This window comes from Kribbella sp. NPDC050459 (genome assembly GCF_040655315.1).
In the GTDB taxonomy this organism is placed as follows: domain Bacteria; phylum Actinomycetota; class Actinomycetes; order Propionibacteriales; family Kribbellaceae; genus Kribbella.
Genome location: NZ_JBFAJQ010000008.1, coordinates 312,116 through 326,825 on the forward strand (window position 1 = coordinate 312,116; position 14,710 = coordinate 326,825).

A 14,710-nucleotide genomic window follows, 5' to 3' on the forward strand; every position below is an offset into this window, starting at 1 on the left:
GTGGCGTAGCGGGTGCCTTGGCCGAGTTGGGGGCGGTGGATGATGGCACCGGTGGGTGACGGCTGGGAGGCCAGGAAGCGGAGGCCGTCGAGGGTGTCTTGGCGGGCGGCGGATGACGTCGGCTGGCGCTCAGAAGCGGGAGTGAGCTGGTCGCCGCCGGTCAGGCGGTAGTGGCGGCGGAGTTCGTCGACCTTTGCATCCAGGGCTGATCGGATGTCCCGGGCGACCATCTGGCCGGTTTCGGCAGAGGTTTTTGGGAGCGTTGGCCAGTGGCGTGGAGCATCGGTTCGATGAGCGCGGCCCGGGCGGCTCGATGGTCTGCTTCGGAGCTCGGCAGGACGTCGGCCAGCCTGTTCGCGACGACTGCGTGGGCGAACTGATCGAAGTGCATCACGCCTGGGCCGCGGCTCGCCGCGTCGAGCAGATCGTCCCTCGTGCAGGCCGGTCCGGTGACGTGCGCCATCAGGTCGCGAGTTGCGGCGTAGGCCCCCGGGTACTGCGGCGTGTCCAGCGTCAGACCGGGATAGCCAGCTCGCTCCGCGAACGCTTCGAAGTCTGCGAAGGCGCGCACCTCCGCCAATCCTTCGATCAGGCCGAGCGAGTGCTCGCTTCGTACGGCGTTCGGCTCCGTCGGAGCATCGATCTCCATCCCACCGTGTGTCGCCTCGTGCAGGACGGTTGCCAGAGCCTCGGCCTGTTGTTGTGGATGGGTGGACGAGACCGATCCGGTGAGGTACTGCAGTACCCGATGTTCGGAGAGCTTGAGGGCGCCGGACCTGGGATGAAGGCCGCCCCAGGTGTCCGCGCTCGTCGCGTACAGCTCGCCGCTCCAGCGGTCGACCGCCGTGGGGCGTAGGGATCTCGCGATGCGGTAGAGGCGTGCGACTTCGTGATAGGAGGCCGAATCAGGGTCGATGCGGCGCTCGAGGCTCATGGTCAGTCTCGGGGCCAGGTGGGCTCGCGGAGTTCATTCTCGATGTGCTCGAGGGATCGCGTCATCGCCCGGATGGGCGCCTCTTCTTCCTGGGAGGCGCGGTCGGCGATCGCCCAGATCTTGCGCCGTGCGTCCGCGATCGTCGCTGCTTTCTCTTCGTCCGTCCCCTCGCCCGGGTACGCCGCGGCCTGGATCGCGGCGGCTTCGTAGTAGAGCGCGCTCCATTCACGTGGCGCGGGCCGTGGCTCGGCGAGCTTGCCGATCAGCCGCACCGCCCAGTCGCGGTCATCACCCTCCGGCTCGTCCGCGATCAAGTCGCGAAGCTTCTGCTGAGCGGCCTCCAGGTCGAAATCCCGGTCGGTGTCCTGCTGGTACCGCGCCGCCGAGAAGGCCGAGTTGAACCGCGCAACGTCGAACGCCATCTAGACCTCCAGAGCCGTAGATCAACCGATCGTCACGATAGTCGCGGGCTGCGTGGTGCCGTGGAAGTTATCCACAGGGGTTACTGGAGGGTGGCGCGGAGGTGGTTGGTGAGGTGGGTGTGGGCTTCGCGGGTCGTGCCGGGGACTGTGAGGAGGCTGGCGTAGCCGTGGGCCAGGGTGGGGTGGTGGGCGTGGGTGAGGGTGTTGCCGGCTGATTCGAGGGCCTTGGCGTATTCGATGCCTTCGTCGCGGAGGGGGTCGAAGCCGGCGGTGGTGAGGTAGGTGGGTGGGAGGCCGGTGAGGTCTTCGGCGCGGAGGGGGGAGACGATCGGGTCGGGGCGGACGGTGGGGTCGGGGGTGTAGTGGTCGCGGTACCAGATGATGTCGTCCTCGGTGAGGATGAAGCCCTCGGCGAAGAGGTCCCGGCTGGGGCGGCGGGCGACGAGGTCGAGTGCCGGGTACAGCAGGACCTGGAGGGCCGGCTGCGGGAGGCCGCGGCGGACGGTCTGCTGGGCGACGACGGCGGCCAGGTTGCCGCCGGCGCTGTCGCCGCCGACGGCGATCAGCGCGGGGTCGGCGTTGAGGTCCTCGGCGTGGTCGACGGCCCAGGTGAACGCGGCGATGGCGTCCTCGGCCGCGGTCGGCGCGGGCGCCTCGGGGGCGCGGCGATAGTCGACGGACAGGACGCGGATCCCGGCGTCGGCGGCGATCGCCCGGCAGAGCGCGTCGTGCGTGTCGAGGTCGCCGACCACCCAGCCGCCGCCATGGAAGAACACCAGCAGGCCGCGGGAGTCCGCGGCCAACGGCACGTACAGCCGGGCCCCGAGCTGCCCGTCGGCTCCACGCACGGTCAGCTCGGTGACGCGCTGTACATCCACGGGCGTCCCGGGGACCAGCTTCAACAGGTTCTTGAACCGGACACGCGCGCCCGCGGCGTCGGTCTTGGTTGTATGTGGCAACAAGTTGTCGACCCGGACGAGCAGCTGCAGGTCCGGGTCCAGGGTGTTCCCGTCGATCTGGATCGGTGCCCCGGCCAGCCGTCGGCGTACGGCGGCGGGCAGCGCGTACAGCGGGGCCAGAGCGTTCGCCTGAATGGCGGTCACCGTGTCACGCACTACGGAATCCGGTCGTAGGTTCACAAGGTGTGACGCTAGCAACTAACGCGCTGACCGCTACCCGTTGTTCACCAAAGGGTGGGATCCTGGTCAGCGTGGCAGGAGATTTGCTGGCATCCCACAACCGGGAGTACGACGTCGAGCCGCCGTACGACATCAGTGCGGCCGGTGATCTCCCCGTGGACCGGTTCTCCGACCGGGAGCTGAGCTGGCTGGCGTTCAACCAGCGGGTCCTGGAGCTAGCCGAGAACGACCGGATCCCGCTGCTCGAGCGGGCCAAGTTCCTCGCCATCTTCGCCAGCAACCTGGACGAGTTCTACATGGTCCGCGTGGCGGGTCTGAAGCGCCGCATCGCGGCCGGGGTCGCGGTGAAGGCGGCCAGCGGCCTGCTCCCCCGCGAGGTCCTCGACCGCAGCCTGGCGCGCAGCCGCGAGCTGATGGACCGGCACGCGGAGACCTGGCGGAAGTCGGTGCAACCGGCGCTGACCGAGCAGGGCATCGACATCCTGCGCTGGGACGAGCTGGAGCAGGACGAGCGCGAGGACATGACCCGGTTCTTCCGGGAGCGCGTGTTCCCAGTGCTGACCCCGCTGGCGGTCGACCCGTCGCACCCGTTCCCGTACATCTCCGGCCTGAGCCTGAATCTCGCCGTCGTGGTCCGGAACCCCGACACCGGCGGCGAGCATTTCGCCCGGGTGAAGGTGCCGCCGCTGCTGCCGCGGTTCGTGAATGTCGCCGAGGGCCGCTTCGTGCCGCTCGAGGACGTGATCGCCACCCACCTCGGCCAGCTGTTCCCGGGCATGGAGGTGATCCAGCACCACACCTTCCGGGTGACCCGCAACGAGGACCTCGAGGTCGAGGAGGACGACGCGGAGAACCTGCTGGCCGCGCTCGAGAAGGAGCTGCTGCGCCGCCGGTTCGGCCCGCCGGTCCGGCTCGAGGTCGAGGAGTCGATCGACCCGCAGGTCAAGGCGCTGCTGCTGACCGAGCTGGGCGTCACCGAGGCGGAGGTGTTCGAGCTCCCGGGCCCGCTGGACCTGCGGGGCCTGTTCACGATCGCCGGCCTGGACCGGGCCGAGCTGAAGTACCCGGCGTTCGTGCCGTCGACGCATCCGCACCTGGCCGAGGTGGAGACCTCCAACCCGGCGGACATGTTCCACGCGCTCAAGCAGCGCGACGTGCTCGTCCACCACCCGTACGACTCGTTCTCCACGTCGGTGCAGCGCTTCATCGAGCAGGCCGCCGCGGACCCGCACGTGCTGGCCATCAAGCAGACGCTGTACCGGACCAGTGGTGACTCCCCGATCGTCGACGCGCTGATCGACGCCGCCGAGGCAGGCAAGCAGGTGCTGGTCCTGGTGGAGATCCAGGCGCGTTTCGACGAGCAGGCGAACATCAAGTGGGCCCGTCAGCTGGAGCACGCGGGCTGCCACGTGGTGTACGGCGTGATCGGCCTGAAGACGCACTGCAAGCTGTCGATGGTCGTCCGTGACGAGCCGGACGGTCTGCGCCGCTATGCGCACATCGGCACCGGCAACTACCACCCGAAGACGGCCAGGCTCTACGAGGACCTGGGCCTGCTGACCAGCGACAAGGTGGTCACCGAGGACGTCGCGCTGCTCTTCAACCACCTGTCCGGCTTCGGCCGCAGCGCCGGCTACCGGCGGATCCTGGTCGCTCCCCAGTCGGTACGGCGGGGGCTCGTCGAGCGGATCGACCGCGAGGTACAGCACCACCTGGCCGGGCGCCCGGCGCGGATCCGGATCAAGGTGAACAGCCTGGTCGACGAGGCCCTGTGCGACGCGCTGTACCGGGCGTCGCAGGCGGGTGTGCCGGTGGACCTGTGGATCCGGGGCATCTGCACGCTGCGTCCCGGCGTACCGGGCCTGTCGGAGAATATCCAGGTCCGCAGCATCCTCGGCCGCTTCCTCGAGCACAGCCGCGTGTTCCTGTTCGAGAACGGCGGCGAGCCGGAGGTCTGGATCGGCTCGGCCGACCTGATGCACCGCAACCTGGACCGCCGTGTCGAGGTGCTCGTGCAGCTGAAGCAGCAGGACCACGTGACCGAGCTGGGCGACCTGTTCGACCAGGCCCTGGACGACGGCACCGGCTCCTGGTGGCTGCAGGCCGACGACACCTGGCAGCCCCGGCTGAGCGGGCCGGACGGTGAGCCGCTGCGGGACCTGCAGGAGCGGCTGATCGCGACTCGTGGCCGGCGCCGGACCTCCGACGGAATCAGTTAGTCGCGTCTTAGAGTGAAGACATGAGCAACCCGGCGACGGTTATCGCCGCGGGTGGTGTCGTGTGGCGGGAGCGCCGCGGCACCCGGCAGGTGCTGCTGGTGCACCGTCCCCGGTACGACGACTGGTCCCTCCCCAAAGGCAAGCTGAACGCCCATGAGCACGTACTGCTCGGTGCGCGGCGGGAGATCGAGGAGGAGACCGGGCTGCAGGTCGTCCTGGGCCCTCCGCTCGGCGTCCAGCGGTACCAGATCCGCAAGAACGGCGGGATCGCGCAGAAGCTCGTGCACTACTGGTCCGCCGAGCCGGTCAGTGACAGTGACTTCGAGCCGAACGACGAGGTGGACCAGATCAGCTGGCTGCCCGTGGACAAAGCCCGCGCGAAGCTGAGCTACCCGCGCGACGTGGACATCCTGGACGTGCTGGACCGGGTGGTGCCCGTCGTTGCCACGGTGATCGTGGTGCGGCACGCGGAGGCGCTGAAGCGGAAGGACTGGGACTACAAGGACTCGCTCCGCCCGCTCTCCACCTCAGGTACGGCGGTTGCGCAGCGGCTGACCGGCGTACTGGCAGCGCTCGGCGTGAACCGGATCATCAGCAGCGACGCGGAGCGGTGTGTCGCGACGGTCACGCCGTACGGCGCCCTCATCGACCGGCACATCCACCTGTGGCCGCAGATCTCCGAGCGCGGGTACAACACCGACCCGGACGGGATGCACGGTCTGTCCGAGCGGGTGTGGAAACCGGGCAAGGTGACGGCCATCTGCTCGCACCGGCCGGTTTTGCCCGCACTCGCGCGGGAACTGGGCCTGAAAGTGGGCAAGTTCTCCACCGGTGCGTTCCTGGCCGCGCACCGGCTGGCGGACGGCACTGTGATCCACGAACGCTTCAGCGCGCCGTAGGAGTAGAGCGCGACACGGCTCGGTGACGATCCAGGCACAGCCGAAGGGGCGATCGGGTGACACTGGAGGTGACGGGTATGTTCCTACCCGAGGAACCGGCTCCCCACCGGGCGCCGGTCTGAGGAGAGGTTCGGGGCGCACCATGACGATGATGCGAGAACTGACACTGATCGGGATCCGGATGGAATCGCCCAACCGGGCCCCGGTGATGATGCTGCGCGAGACCGAGGGCTACCGCTACCTGCCGATCTCGATCGGCTCGGTCGAAGCGACCGCGATCGCGTACGAGGAGCAGGGCCTGCGTCCGTCGCGTCCGCTCACCCACGACCTGATGCGCGACCTGATCGAGGCCTTCGGCGTCCAGATCGACGCGGTCGAGATCGTCGAGCTGCGCGATGCCGTGTTCTACGCCGAGCTCGTGCTCGCCAACGGCGCCCGGGTTTCGGCCCGCCCGAGTGACTCGGTGGCGCTCGCGGTCCGGCTGGGGACCCCGATCCGCTGCACCGAGGAGGTGCTGCGCGAGGCCGGCGTCGCCACTCCCGAGGAGGAGCAGGCCGAGCTGGAGCGCTTCCGTCAGTTCCTGGACGGCGTCGCGCCGGAGGACTTCTCCAGCTGACAGTCCGGACCGCGGGCAGTCGATCGTTCACCTTGACGGTGCGCTGAGAGTTACCGGAATGTGAGCCGTACGCCGTTGATCTCCACGGAAAGTGACGGCTCTTAACTCAGTTCACCTGATGGCCGCCTGGCGGCACGCCAACCGTCGCACACGCTACCGGAACCGTTCACCGCTCGTTCACCAGCGACGGACCGGTCGGTCACCTGGTCTCCCTACCGTCTGTGGAAGTTCAGAAGTCTGATTCCCGCAGAAGGGCAACACTCTCGTGTCCGTCAATCGCCTGTTCCGCGTCGGCTCCGTCGCCGTGGCGTCCCTCGGCGTCCTCGCACTGAGCGCCTGTGGCAGCGACCCCGAGCCGTCGGGTTCGTCGACCCCCGATTCCGCGTCGTCGTCGGCCGGTGCCGAATGCCCGAAGGGCACGCTGAACGCTGAGGGCTCCTCGGCGCAGAAGAACGCCATCGAGGAAGTCATCAGCAAGTACAACGAGAAGTGCGCCGACGTCACGGTGAACTACAACCCGACCGGTTCCGGCGCGGGTATCAAGCAGTTCAACGCGAACCAGGTCGACTTCGCCGGTTCCGACTCGGCCCTCAAGCCGGACGAGATGACCGCGGCCACGAAGCGCTGCCAGAACAACCCGGCGGTCGACCTGCCGATGGTGATCGGCCCGATCGCGATCGCCTACAACGTCGACGGCCTGTCCAAGCTGGTCCTCGACGGCCCGACCGCCGCGAAGATCTTCCAGGGCTCGATCAAGACCTGGAACGACCCGGCGATCGCCAAGCTGAACGCTGGCGTCTCGTTGCCGTCGGCACCGATCTCGGTGTTCTTCCGCTCCGACGAGTCCGGCACCACGGAGAACTTCACCAAGTACCTGAAGGCGGCCGGTGGCGGCGCCTGGACCGGTGAGCCGGCCAAGAAGTGGACCGGCACCGGCGCCGGCAAGGAGAAGTCGGCCGGTGTCGCCGAGGGCGTGAAGAGCACCAAGAACTCGATCACCTACGTCGAGTGGTCGTACGCGGTCGACAACAAGCTGGGCGTCGCCTCGATCGACAACGGTTCCGGCACCCCGGTGGACCTGTCCGCCGAGTCCGCCGGCAAGGCGCTGGCCGCCGCGAAGCCGGCCGGCACCGGGTCGGACCTGGCCCTGAAGCTGGACTACGCGACCAAGGCCCCGGGGGCGTACCCGATCATCCTGGTCACCTACGAGATCGCCTGCACCAAGGGTCTCCCGGCCGAGAAGACCGCGCTGGTGAAGAGCTTCCTGAGCTACTTCGTCAGCAAGGACGGCCAGTCGTCGCTGACCGAGCTGAACTACGCGCCGCTGCCGGCCGAGATCCAGACCAAGGTCGACGCCGCGATCCAGGCGATCAGCTGATCGCGGAGCGGTCCTGATGCGAGCCCCGGCCGGTCCGAGTCATCGGAGGACGGCCGGGGCTCGTACCCATGCAGGCCCCGTTTCGAACCACACGTGACACATCACGACTCAGGCGCTTGGAGCACCAACGATGAGTAGTCCAGACGGCACGGCACCGCCCGACCGGCCGGACGGCACGGCCGATCAAGAAGCACCCCGGATCGAGGATCTGGTCCAGGAAGACGCCGGCCCGGCCCCGCAGTTCGGCGGTCTGGCGTCCGAACACGCCGACCACGAGGCGGCGCAGGAGCCCGCCGAGGTGATGACCGAGTCCGGCGTCGAGCGCGCCGGGACGGCGACCGCCCCGGACCCTGACGGCAAACTCGAACTCGGTGCGGTCGGGCACCTCGGCGACCGGCTGTTCGGCGGGCTCGCCCGCGGGTCCGGCGGCCTGGTGGTCCTGATCGTCGCGTTCGTCGGCATCTTCCTGCTGGCGCTGGCGATTCCGGCGCTGGCCGATGACAAGAGCAACTTCCTGTTCTCGCGGATCTGGGAGCCGGGCGGCGACGACCCGCGGTTCGGCATCGCCGCGCTCTTCTACACCACCGTGGTCAGCTCGATCATCGCGATGATCATCGCGGTCCCGATCGCGATCGGCGTCGCGCTGTTCGTCACGTACTACGCCCCGAAGCGGCTGGCGGCTCCGGTCGCGCACGCGGTCGACCTGCTGGCCGCCGTACCGTCGATCGTCTACGGCCTGTGGGGCATCCTGTTCTTCGCCCCGATCCTGCGGCCGGTGATCGACGGCATCTCGACGGCGCTCGGCTGGATCCCGCTGTTCGACAAGCCGCCGGGCGACAACGTCGGCGTGGTCTTCACCGCGTCCGTCGTGCTGGCGATCATGATCCTGCCGGTGGTCACCGCGATCAGCCGGGAGATCTTCGCGCAGACGCCGATCTCGCACCGCGAGGGCGCGCTGGCGCTCGGCGCGACGCGCTGGGAAATGATCCGGCTGTCGGTCCTGCCGTACGGGCGCTCCGGTGTGGTCAGCGCCTCGATGCTCGGCCTCGGGCGGGCGCTCGGTGAAACCGTCGCGGTCCTGATCATCCTGTCGGTGCCCAACGGCAACGACCCGTGGAACTCGTCGATCTTCGCCGGCGGTGAGACGTTCGCGTCGAAGATCGCCAACAACGCCGCCGAGTTCGACTCGCCGGAGAAGACCGGGGCGTACATCGCGGCCGGCCTGGTCCTGTTCGTGGTCACGTTCCTGGTCAACTCCGCGGCCCGGATCATCGTCGACCGCAGCACCCCGGGCGCCAAGCGTCCCCGCCGCAACCGCCGCGCGGGAGCGGCCGAAGGAGCGTCCGCATGACCGCGATCGCCGAGAACAGGCCCGCCTACGACGGGAAGGTCCTGGACCTGACCGGGAAGTCGGGCGCCCGCGCGTTCAGGAACACGCTGGCCACCGTGCTGATCGTGCTGGCCTTCGTTGTCGCGATGATCCCGCTGTTGTGGATCCTCTTCACCGTGATCAGCAAGGGCTACCACTTGTTGCTGAGCGCCGACTGGTGGAGCCAGTCGCAGCGCGGCATCACCGTACGCCGGGAGGGCGGCGGCGCGTACCACGCGATCATGGGCACGCTGATCATGGCCCTGATCACCGCGGTGATCGCGGTCCCGATCGCGATCCTCGGCGCCGTCTACCTGGTCGAGTACGGCAAGGGCACCCGGGCCGCGAAGGTCGTCAGCTTCATGATCGACATCCTCACCGGTGTCCCGTCGATCGTCGCCGCGCTGTTCGTCTACGCGGTCTGGATCACCGTGTTCGGCTTCAACCGCGTCGGTTTCGCGGTGTCGCTGTCGCTGGTGCTGCTGATGCTGCCGGTCGTCCTGAGGTCCACCGAGGAGATGCTGAAGCTCGTCCCGGACGAGTTGCGCGAGGCGTCGTACGCGCTCGGCGTACCGAAGTGGAAGACGATCCTGAAGGTGGTCGTGCCGACCGCGTTCGGCGGCATCGTCACCGGCGTGATGCTCGGTCTGGCCCGCGTGATGGGCGAGACCGCGCCGCTGCTGATCCTGGTCGGCTACTCGAAGAACATCAACCTGAACCCGTTCGACGGGTTCATGGGCGCGCTGCCGACGATGATCAACCAGGACCGCACCGAGCTCGCCCTGCAGCCGGCCGCGGACCGGGTCTGGGCGGCGGCCCTGACGCTCATCCTGCTGGTCCTGGTCCTCAACCTGCTGGCCCGGCTGGTCGCCCGGTTCAGCACCATCAAGTCGAAATAGTCACGAGAGGTTCTGAGTCGATATGGCGAAGCGCATCGAGGTCAGCGGCCTCAACGTCTACTACGGCGACTTCAAGGCCGTGGAGGACGTGTCGATGACGGTCGAGCCCCGCTCGGTCACCGCGTTCATCGGCCCGTCCGGCTGCGGCAAGTCCACGTTCCTGCGCACCTTGAACCGGATGCACGAGGTGATCCCCGGCGCCCGCGTCGAGGGCAAGGTGATGCTGGACCAGCAGGACCTGTACGGGTCCGGTGTCGACCCGGTCGCGGTCCGGCGGGTGGTCGGCATGGTGTTCCAGCGGCCGAACCCGTTCCCGACGATGTCGATCTTCGACAACGTCGCGTCCGGCCTGAAGCTCAACGGCGTCAAGGACAAGAAGAAGCTCACCGAGGTCGTCGAGCAGTCCTTGCAGGGCGCCAACCTGTGGAACGAGGTGAAGGACCGCCTCGACAAGCCCGGCGCGGGCCTGTCTGGTGGCCAGCAGCAACGACTCTGCATCGCCCGGGCGATCGCGGTCGAGCCCGAGGTGATCCTGATGGACGAGCCGTGCTCGGCCCTGGACCCGATCTCCACGCTGGCGATCGAGGACCTGATCGAGAAGCTCAAGGACCGTTTCACCGTCGTCATCGTGACGCACAACATGCAGCAGGCGGCCCGGGTCTCGGACCAGACGGCGTTCTTCAATCTGGCCGCGACCGGAAAACCCGGCCGGCTGATCGAGATGGCGCCGACCAAGCAGATCTTCTCCAACCCGGCCGAGAAGGCGACCGAAGACTACATCACCGGCCGCTTCGGCTAGGCCGTCAGGCAAGTTATCCACAGCTGCGGGCCGGCGATTCGCCGGTCCGCAGCTGTGTTTGGTGTCAATTGGTGCAACTGTCCACAGATCGGGCGTTTCGCGCTTGCCGTGCCCACCAGAGTGGCCCTTCGACCGCTAGCCTTTGCCCAGTAAACACGGGTGAACTGTGACGAAAGGACCATCGTGAGCGACCAGAACGTACCCCCGGGCACCGGACCGGAGGACGGCCGGGGCCAGGGACCGGGCGCGCCCGGTGGGCAGCCGTCCTATGGACAGGGCGCCCAAGGCCCAGGGCAGAACCCGTACGGCAACCCCGGTGCGACGCCTCCGGGCCAGCCGGGTCAGCCTGGTTACGGTGCTCCGGGGCAGTACGGCCAGCAGCCGGGTCAGGGCGGTCAGCAGCCCGGTTACGGCCAGCCCGGTCAGGGCGGCCAGCCTGGATACGGCCAGCCGCAGTATGCCCAGCAGCCGGGTCAGCCCGGTTACGGCCAGCCGCAGTACGGTCAGCAGCCTGGCTACGGTCAGCCCGGCGGCTACCCGCAGGGCCCTGACTACGGTCAGGTCGCCCAGGCCCAGAGCGGTCTCGTGCAGATCCCGGGCATGGGCACCGTCAAGGTGGCGACCATCGGTTCGCGTGCACTCGCGCGCATCATCGACAGCGTCATCCTGTATGCGATCGTCGGTATCCTGTACTTCCTCTTCATCGGCGGTACGGCGGCGGCGACCAACGACGGCACGGTGTCCGACGGCGAGACCGCCGGCATCCTCGGCGGGTTCTTCGCCTTCCTCGGCATCTCGGTCCTGATCACGGTGCTGTACGAGCTGCTGCTCACCGCGTTCAAGGGCCAGACGGTCGGCAAGATGGTCATGGGCATCAAGGTCGTCCGCTCGGCCGACGGCCAGGTCCCTGGCTTCGGCCCGGCGTTCATGCGCTGGCTGCTGCCGATGATCGGCTCGTTCCTGTGCTACGTCGGCGCGCTGCTGGTCTACCTGTCGCCGCTGTTCGACAGCTCCGGGCGGGTGCAGGGCTGGCACGACAAGGCCGCGAACACGCTGGTGATCGGGCTTCGCTAGTCGGTAGACGGTCTGGGGAGGGGTTGTGCTGAATCCGTTCGAGCAGGACTGGTGGGATGCGTGGAATCTGTGGAACGCATTGGGCCAGGGTGTTCAGCTACAACCTCTCCCGCCGCCGGTGCCCCTGGAGCCCGGTGAGTATGCACACGCCGTCGAACCTTGCGAGGTGCAACGGTTCGACGGTATCCGGCTGGCCTTCGGGAGCTCCCACGGCAACGCGTCGGCTGCCCAGTGGCGCACCATCGACAACGGTACGGCGGTCCTCACGCGGCACCGCGTCCTGCTGCTGAACCGCATGGGCCAGCAGGTCTTCGGGCTGGCGGCCGTGACCCGGATGTGGACCGAGCACGACGGGACCGTGCTCGCCTACGGGGACACGCAGTACAAGCTGCGGGTGCCGCGGCCGGTCTGGTTCGACGTGATGCTGAACCACGTCGCCTTCAACCGGCGGATCGACCTCGTCGTACCGCCCTTCGTGCAGGCCGGCTGGCATCGCGCCGGCCTGATCTGACCTGCGTTCAGAAGTTCAGAAGTTCCGCAGGACGCCGAAGAGCAGCAAGGCGCCCAGAGCAACCTTCGTCAGGACCGAGACTGCCCGCGGGCTGAGGCGCGGTCTCGGCAGGCTGAGCCAGCCGGCGCGGGCCAGCGACCACGCCAGGACTTCGTAGCCGATGGCAACACCGATGAGTGGGCCGAGCACGAGGACTGCGGCGTTGAAGTGCCAGGCGGCGTTCAGGTCGCCTTCGAGGAGTGCCGCGGCCATTCTGGTCGCGCCGCAGAACGGGCAGTCGAGGCCCGTCAACGTGTGCAGCGGGCACGGAACGCCGAGGCCTGTCAGCCGGTAGATCCCGGCCAGTGCGAAGCCGCCGATCCCGACCCCGGCCAAGCCCCAGACACGACGGTCGACAGGCTTCACCGGCCCGGGTCGGCGGAGCGTCGCGGCGAAAGTCACCCAGCAACGGTAACCCCAGCCAAGGCCGGCCAGGTCGGGAAGGTGCCGCGATACTGTGTCCCCCGATCGACCGAGGGACGGAATCCGATGAGCACACCGACGCCGCCCGACGACAACCGGCCCCAGGACCAGCCGTACGGGACCCCGCCGCCGGGCTACGGGCAGCAGCCGGCCTACCCATACCCCCAGCCGCACCCTCAGCAGCAGCCGTACGGGCAGTCGCCGTACGCGCCCGGCTACGGCCAGCCGCCGTACGGTGCCTACGGCTACGGGTACGGCGCTCCCACGCCGCCGCTGGCCGAGTGGGGTCCACGGGTCGCGGCGTCGCTCCTCGACAGTCTGATCTCGATGGTGCCGCTGCTGCTCGGGTTCGGCGTGCTGATCGCGAACGTCGCCGCGCGGGAGGACAACCCGTACCCGGCGGACAATCCGGAGTGGTGGGCGATCATCCTGTTCTTCCTCGGCTTCGTCGCGAGCATCGCGCTGAGCCTGTGGAACCGCGTCTTCCGGCAGGGCCGGACCGGTCAGAGCGTGGGCAAGACGGCCCTGAGCATCCGGCTGATCGACGCCGCGACCAGCGAGCCGATCGGCGCCGGCCGGTCCTTCCTCCGCGACTTCCTCGCCGGTCTGTTCAACAACGCCTGTTTCCTGAACGTGCTGTGGCCGCTGTGGGACGACCAACGGCAGACCTGGCACGACAAGGTCATCAACACCTACGTGATCAAGACGTCAGTGTGACCGCAGCAGACCTGCACACGTCACTGCCCACAGGACGCTGGAGAACGTGCCGATGATGAACCGCTCGGCGACGGCTTGCGGGGTCACGGACGCGGGCTGATCCGGGCTGCGCAGCTCCGGGTACCTGGCTAGTCCCTTGATCGCCAGCACGATGGCGATGCCTTCCGGCCAGCCGGACACCAGCGCCGCGTAGATGGCCGTTCGCTCGAGTGCACCGATCAACGCGCCGCCCCGCAGTACCTCACCGGCTTTCTGCGTCGACTGGGCGCGGGTGTTGCCTCGGTCGGCCAGCGCCATGACAGAGGTCGTCAGCGGCCCACCACCTGTCACTGCCAGCGCTCCGGCCAGTAGGAGCAGCACGTTCCACCAACGCTCGGCCCAGCCGGCCACACCGTCACCGGCGAGCAGCAGTACGCCGACAGCGACCAGACAGGCCAGCATGACTGCGCTGAGGGCGATCTCGAGAGTGGAACCGGACTTGGGGACCCATGCCAGGACGGCGAGCACCAGTGCGGCAGCGGTCAACGACAGGACCAGAGCCGTCACGCAGCGACCCCGCCGGCCAGCAGGTCCGCGGCCAGCACCCGGCCGCGCTGTTCCTCGGCGAATCCCGCAGCCTGGGCGCGTTGGGTCACCGCCGACTGGCTGATTCCGAGTTTCACGCCGATCTCCCGCCTCGTCAGTCCCTCGCCCAACAGGTCCGCCACCGCCCAGCCGCGGTCGCTCCGGCGCCGCAGGACGGACGCCATCAACCACAGCACTGTCTCCACATGCTCGGCCATGCGCGGGTCCGCACCGACCACGTTCACGTGGTGCGGACTGGACTTCGCCCGCGTCACCGCCTCGCGCGCGAACACGTACGCCTCGCCGCTGCCGGCGCGGGTGCTGCGCGGCAACGGCTCGGTGACCCCGCCGATGCCGAGTCCGACGTACCAACTGTCCGCCCGGAGCAGGTCGACGATCACGTCGATGGTCGCGCGGGCCTCGGACAGCACGCCCTGCACCTCGTCGCCGGCGGTCCGCTCGAACTTGCGCAGCAGTCCGGTCCGCCGCGGCCGGCGGTTCAGGGAGTTCAGTAGCTCGGGTACGAGATCGCTCGTGCTTCGGCTGCCGCGCTGATCTACCGTGAGAACGAAGACCATCACCCTGCACCTCCTTCCGAACGGGTTAAGGCTACAGTCTTATTCACGTAGAGTGAAGGGCAAAACCTGAATCGCTTCAGCCCGTCACTCACCGTATCCGGCCCGGAGTGCGGCGCACGCCGGGCCGGAC

16 protein-coding genes are annotated in these 14,710 nt (G+C 68.5%); 10 read left to right on the plus strand and 6 right to left on the minus strand.

Translation table 11 applies throughout. The annotated features are described in order from the left end of the window. Positions 1–160 precede the first annotated feature (160 nt). The 3 genes from AB0I12_RS26130 to AB0I12_RS26140 form a co-directional block, all read right to left on the minus strand. Entirely contained in the window at positions 161–934 is a 774-nt protein-coding gene (locus AB0I12_RS26130) for a hypothetical protein (protein ID WP_359934320.1), read from the minus strand. A gap of 2 nt (positions 935–936) precedes the next feature. After that, the gene (locus AB0I12_RS26135; RefSeq protein WP_359934322.1) at positions 937–1,356 is read right to left on the minus strand and encodes a hypothetical protein; all 420 of its coding nucleotides are present in this window, start codon (positions 1,354–1,356) and stop codon (positions 937–939) included. Between the two features lie 80 nt (positions 1,357–1,436). Beyond that, positions 1,437–2,459, minus strand: coding sequence for an alpha/beta hydrolase (locus AB0I12_RS26140; protein WP_359934324.1), 1,023 nt, complete (start codon positions 2,457–2,459; stop codon positions 1,437–1,439). A gap of 167 nt (positions 2,460–2,626) precedes the next feature. Between AB0I12_RS26140 and AB0I12_RS26145 the strand changes: the two genes are divergently transcribed. From AB0I12_RS26145 to AB0I12_RS26185, 9 genes are all read left to right on the plus strand, one after another. Next, positions 2,627–4,714: an RNA degradosome polyphosphate kinase gene (locus AB0I12_RS26145; RefSeq protein WP_359934411.1), complete on the plus strand. Its 2,088-nt coding sequence runs from the start codon at positions 2,627–2,629 to the stop codon at positions 4,712–4,714. A 20-nt stretch (positions 4,715–4,734) separates the two neighbouring features. Beyond that, positions 4,735–5,613 carry an NUDIX domain-containing protein gene (locus AB0I12_RS26150; RefSeq protein WP_359934326.1) on the plus strand — a complete coding sequence of 293 codons (879 nt, stop codon included), beginning with the start codon at positions 4,735–4,737 and terminating at the stop codon, positions 5,611–5,613. Between the two features lie 151 nt (positions 5,614–5,764). Further along, positions 5,765–6,229: a bifunctional nuclease family protein gene (locus AB0I12_RS26155; RefSeq protein ID WP_359934328.1), complete on the plus strand. Its 465-nt coding sequence runs from the start codon at positions 5,765–5,767 to the stop codon at positions 6,227–6,229. Between the two features lie 265 nt (positions 6,230–6,494). After that, positions 6,495–7,607, plus strand: coding sequence for a phosphate ABC transporter substrate-binding protein PstS (gene pstS, locus AB0I12_RS26160; protein WP_359934330.1), 1,113 nt, complete (start codon positions 6,495–6,497; stop codon positions 7,605–7,607). Positions 7,608–7,737: 130 nt separating this feature from the next. Further along, complete coding sequence (gene pstC, locus AB0I12_RS26165; protein ID WP_359934332.1) at positions 7,738–8,958, plus strand: phosphate ABC transporter permease subunit PstC; 1,221 nt, start codon at positions 7,738–7,740, stop codon at positions 8,956–8,958. Further along, positions 8,955–9,875, plus strand: coding sequence for a phosphate ABC transporter permease PstA (gene pstA / locus AB0I12_RS26170; protein ID WP_359934334.1), 921 nt, complete (start codon positions 8,955–8,957; stop codon positions 9,873–9,875). Before pstC ends, pstA begins: the two co-directional genes overlap by 4 nt. 22 nt (positions 9,876–9,897) lie before the next feature. Then, positions 9,898–10,674 (plus strand): phosphate ABC transporter ATP-binding protein PstB, encoded by a 777-nt coding sequence (gene pstB / locus AB0I12_RS26175; protein WP_355474424.1) that lies wholly within the window; start codon positions 9,898–9,900, stop codon positions 10,672–10,674. Positions 10,675–10,857: 183 nt separating this feature from the next. After that, on the plus strand, positions 10,858–11,748 hold the full coding sequence (locus AB0I12_RS26180; protein WP_359934337.1) for an RDD family protein: 891 nt from the start codon (positions 10,858–10,860) through the stop codon (positions 11,746–11,748). A 166-nt stretch (positions 11,749–11,914) separates the two neighbouring features. After that, positions 11,915–12,259 (plus strand): hypothetical protein, encoded by a 345-nt coding sequence (locus AB0I12_RS26185; protein WP_359934339.1) that lies wholly within the window; start codon positions 11,915–11,917, stop codon positions 12,257–12,259. 15 nt (positions 12,260–12,274) lie between these two features. Here the strand turns inward: AB0I12_RS26185 and AB0I12_RS26190 are convergent, their stop codons facing one another. Then, positions 12,275–12,700, minus strand: a complete 426-nt coding sequence (locus AB0I12_RS26190) for a DUF2752 domain-containing protein (protein WP_359934341.1) — start codon at positions 12,698–12,700, stop codon at positions 12,275–12,277. Between the two features lie 87 nt (positions 12,701–12,787). Between AB0I12_RS26190 and AB0I12_RS26195 the strand changes: the two genes are divergently transcribed. Beyond that, entirely contained in the window at positions 12,788–13,438 is a 651-nt protein-coding gene (locus tag AB0I12_RS26195; RefSeq protein WP_359934343.1) for an RDD family protein, read from the plus strand. Here the strand turns inward: AB0I12_RS26195 and AB0I12_RS26200 are convergent. Together AB0I12_RS26200 and AB0I12_RS26205 are read right to left on the minus strand one after the other, a co-directional pair. After that, entirely contained in the window at positions 13,430–13,984 is a 555-nt protein-coding gene (locus AB0I12_RS26200) for a hypothetical protein (protein WP_359934345.1), read from the minus strand. The two genes, AB0I12_RS26195 and AB0I12_RS26200, sit on opposite strands and share 9 nt — an antisense overlap. Next, on the minus strand, positions 13,981–14,580 hold the full coding sequence (locus AB0I12_RS26205; RefSeq protein ID WP_359934347.1) for a transposase: 600 nt from the start codon (positions 14,578–14,580) through the stop codon (positions 13,981–13,983). Before AB0I12_RS26205 ends, AB0I12_RS26200 begins: the two co-directional genes overlap by 4 nt. Between the last annotated feature and the right edge of the window lie 130 nt (positions 14,581–14,710).

Bases quoted from the DNA above. Each gene is read 5' to 3' on its own strand.
- AB0I12_RS26130 (WP_359934320.1), bottom strand. From the start codon at position 934: ATGAGCCTCGAGCGCCGCATCGACCCTGATTCGGCCTCCTATCACGAA.
- AB0I12_RS26135 (WP_359934322.1), bottom strand. From the start codon at position 1,356: ATGGCGTTCGACGTTGCGCGGTTCAACTCGGCCTTCTCGGCGGCGCGG.
- AB0I12_RS26150 (WP_359934326.1), top strand. From the start codon at position 4,735: ATGAGCAACCCGGCGACGGTTATCGCCGCGGGTGGTGTCGTGTGGCGG.
- AB0I12_RS26155 (WP_359934328.1), top strand. From the start codon at position 5,765: ATGCGAGAACTGACACTGATCGGGATCCGGATGGAATCGCCCAACCGG.
- pstC (WP_359934332.1), top strand. From the start codon at position 7,738: ATGAGTAGTCCAGACGGCACGGCACCGCCCGACCGGCCGGACGGCACG.
- pstA (WP_359934334.1), top strand. From the start codon at position 8,955: ATGACCGCGATCGCCGAGAACAGGCCCGCCTACGACGGGAAGGTCCTG.
- pstB (WP_355474424.1), top strand. From the start codon at position 9,898: ATGGCGAAGCGCATCGAGGTCAGCGGCCTCAACGTCTACTACGGCGAC.
- AB0I12_RS26195 (WP_359934343.1), top strand. From the start codon at position 12,788: ATGAGCACACCGACGCCGCCCGACGACAACCGGCCCCAGGACCAGCCG.
- AB0I12_RS26205 (WP_359934347.1), bottom strand. From the start codon at position 14,580: ATGGTCTTCGTTCTCACGGTAGATCAGCGCGGCAGCCGAAGCACGAGC.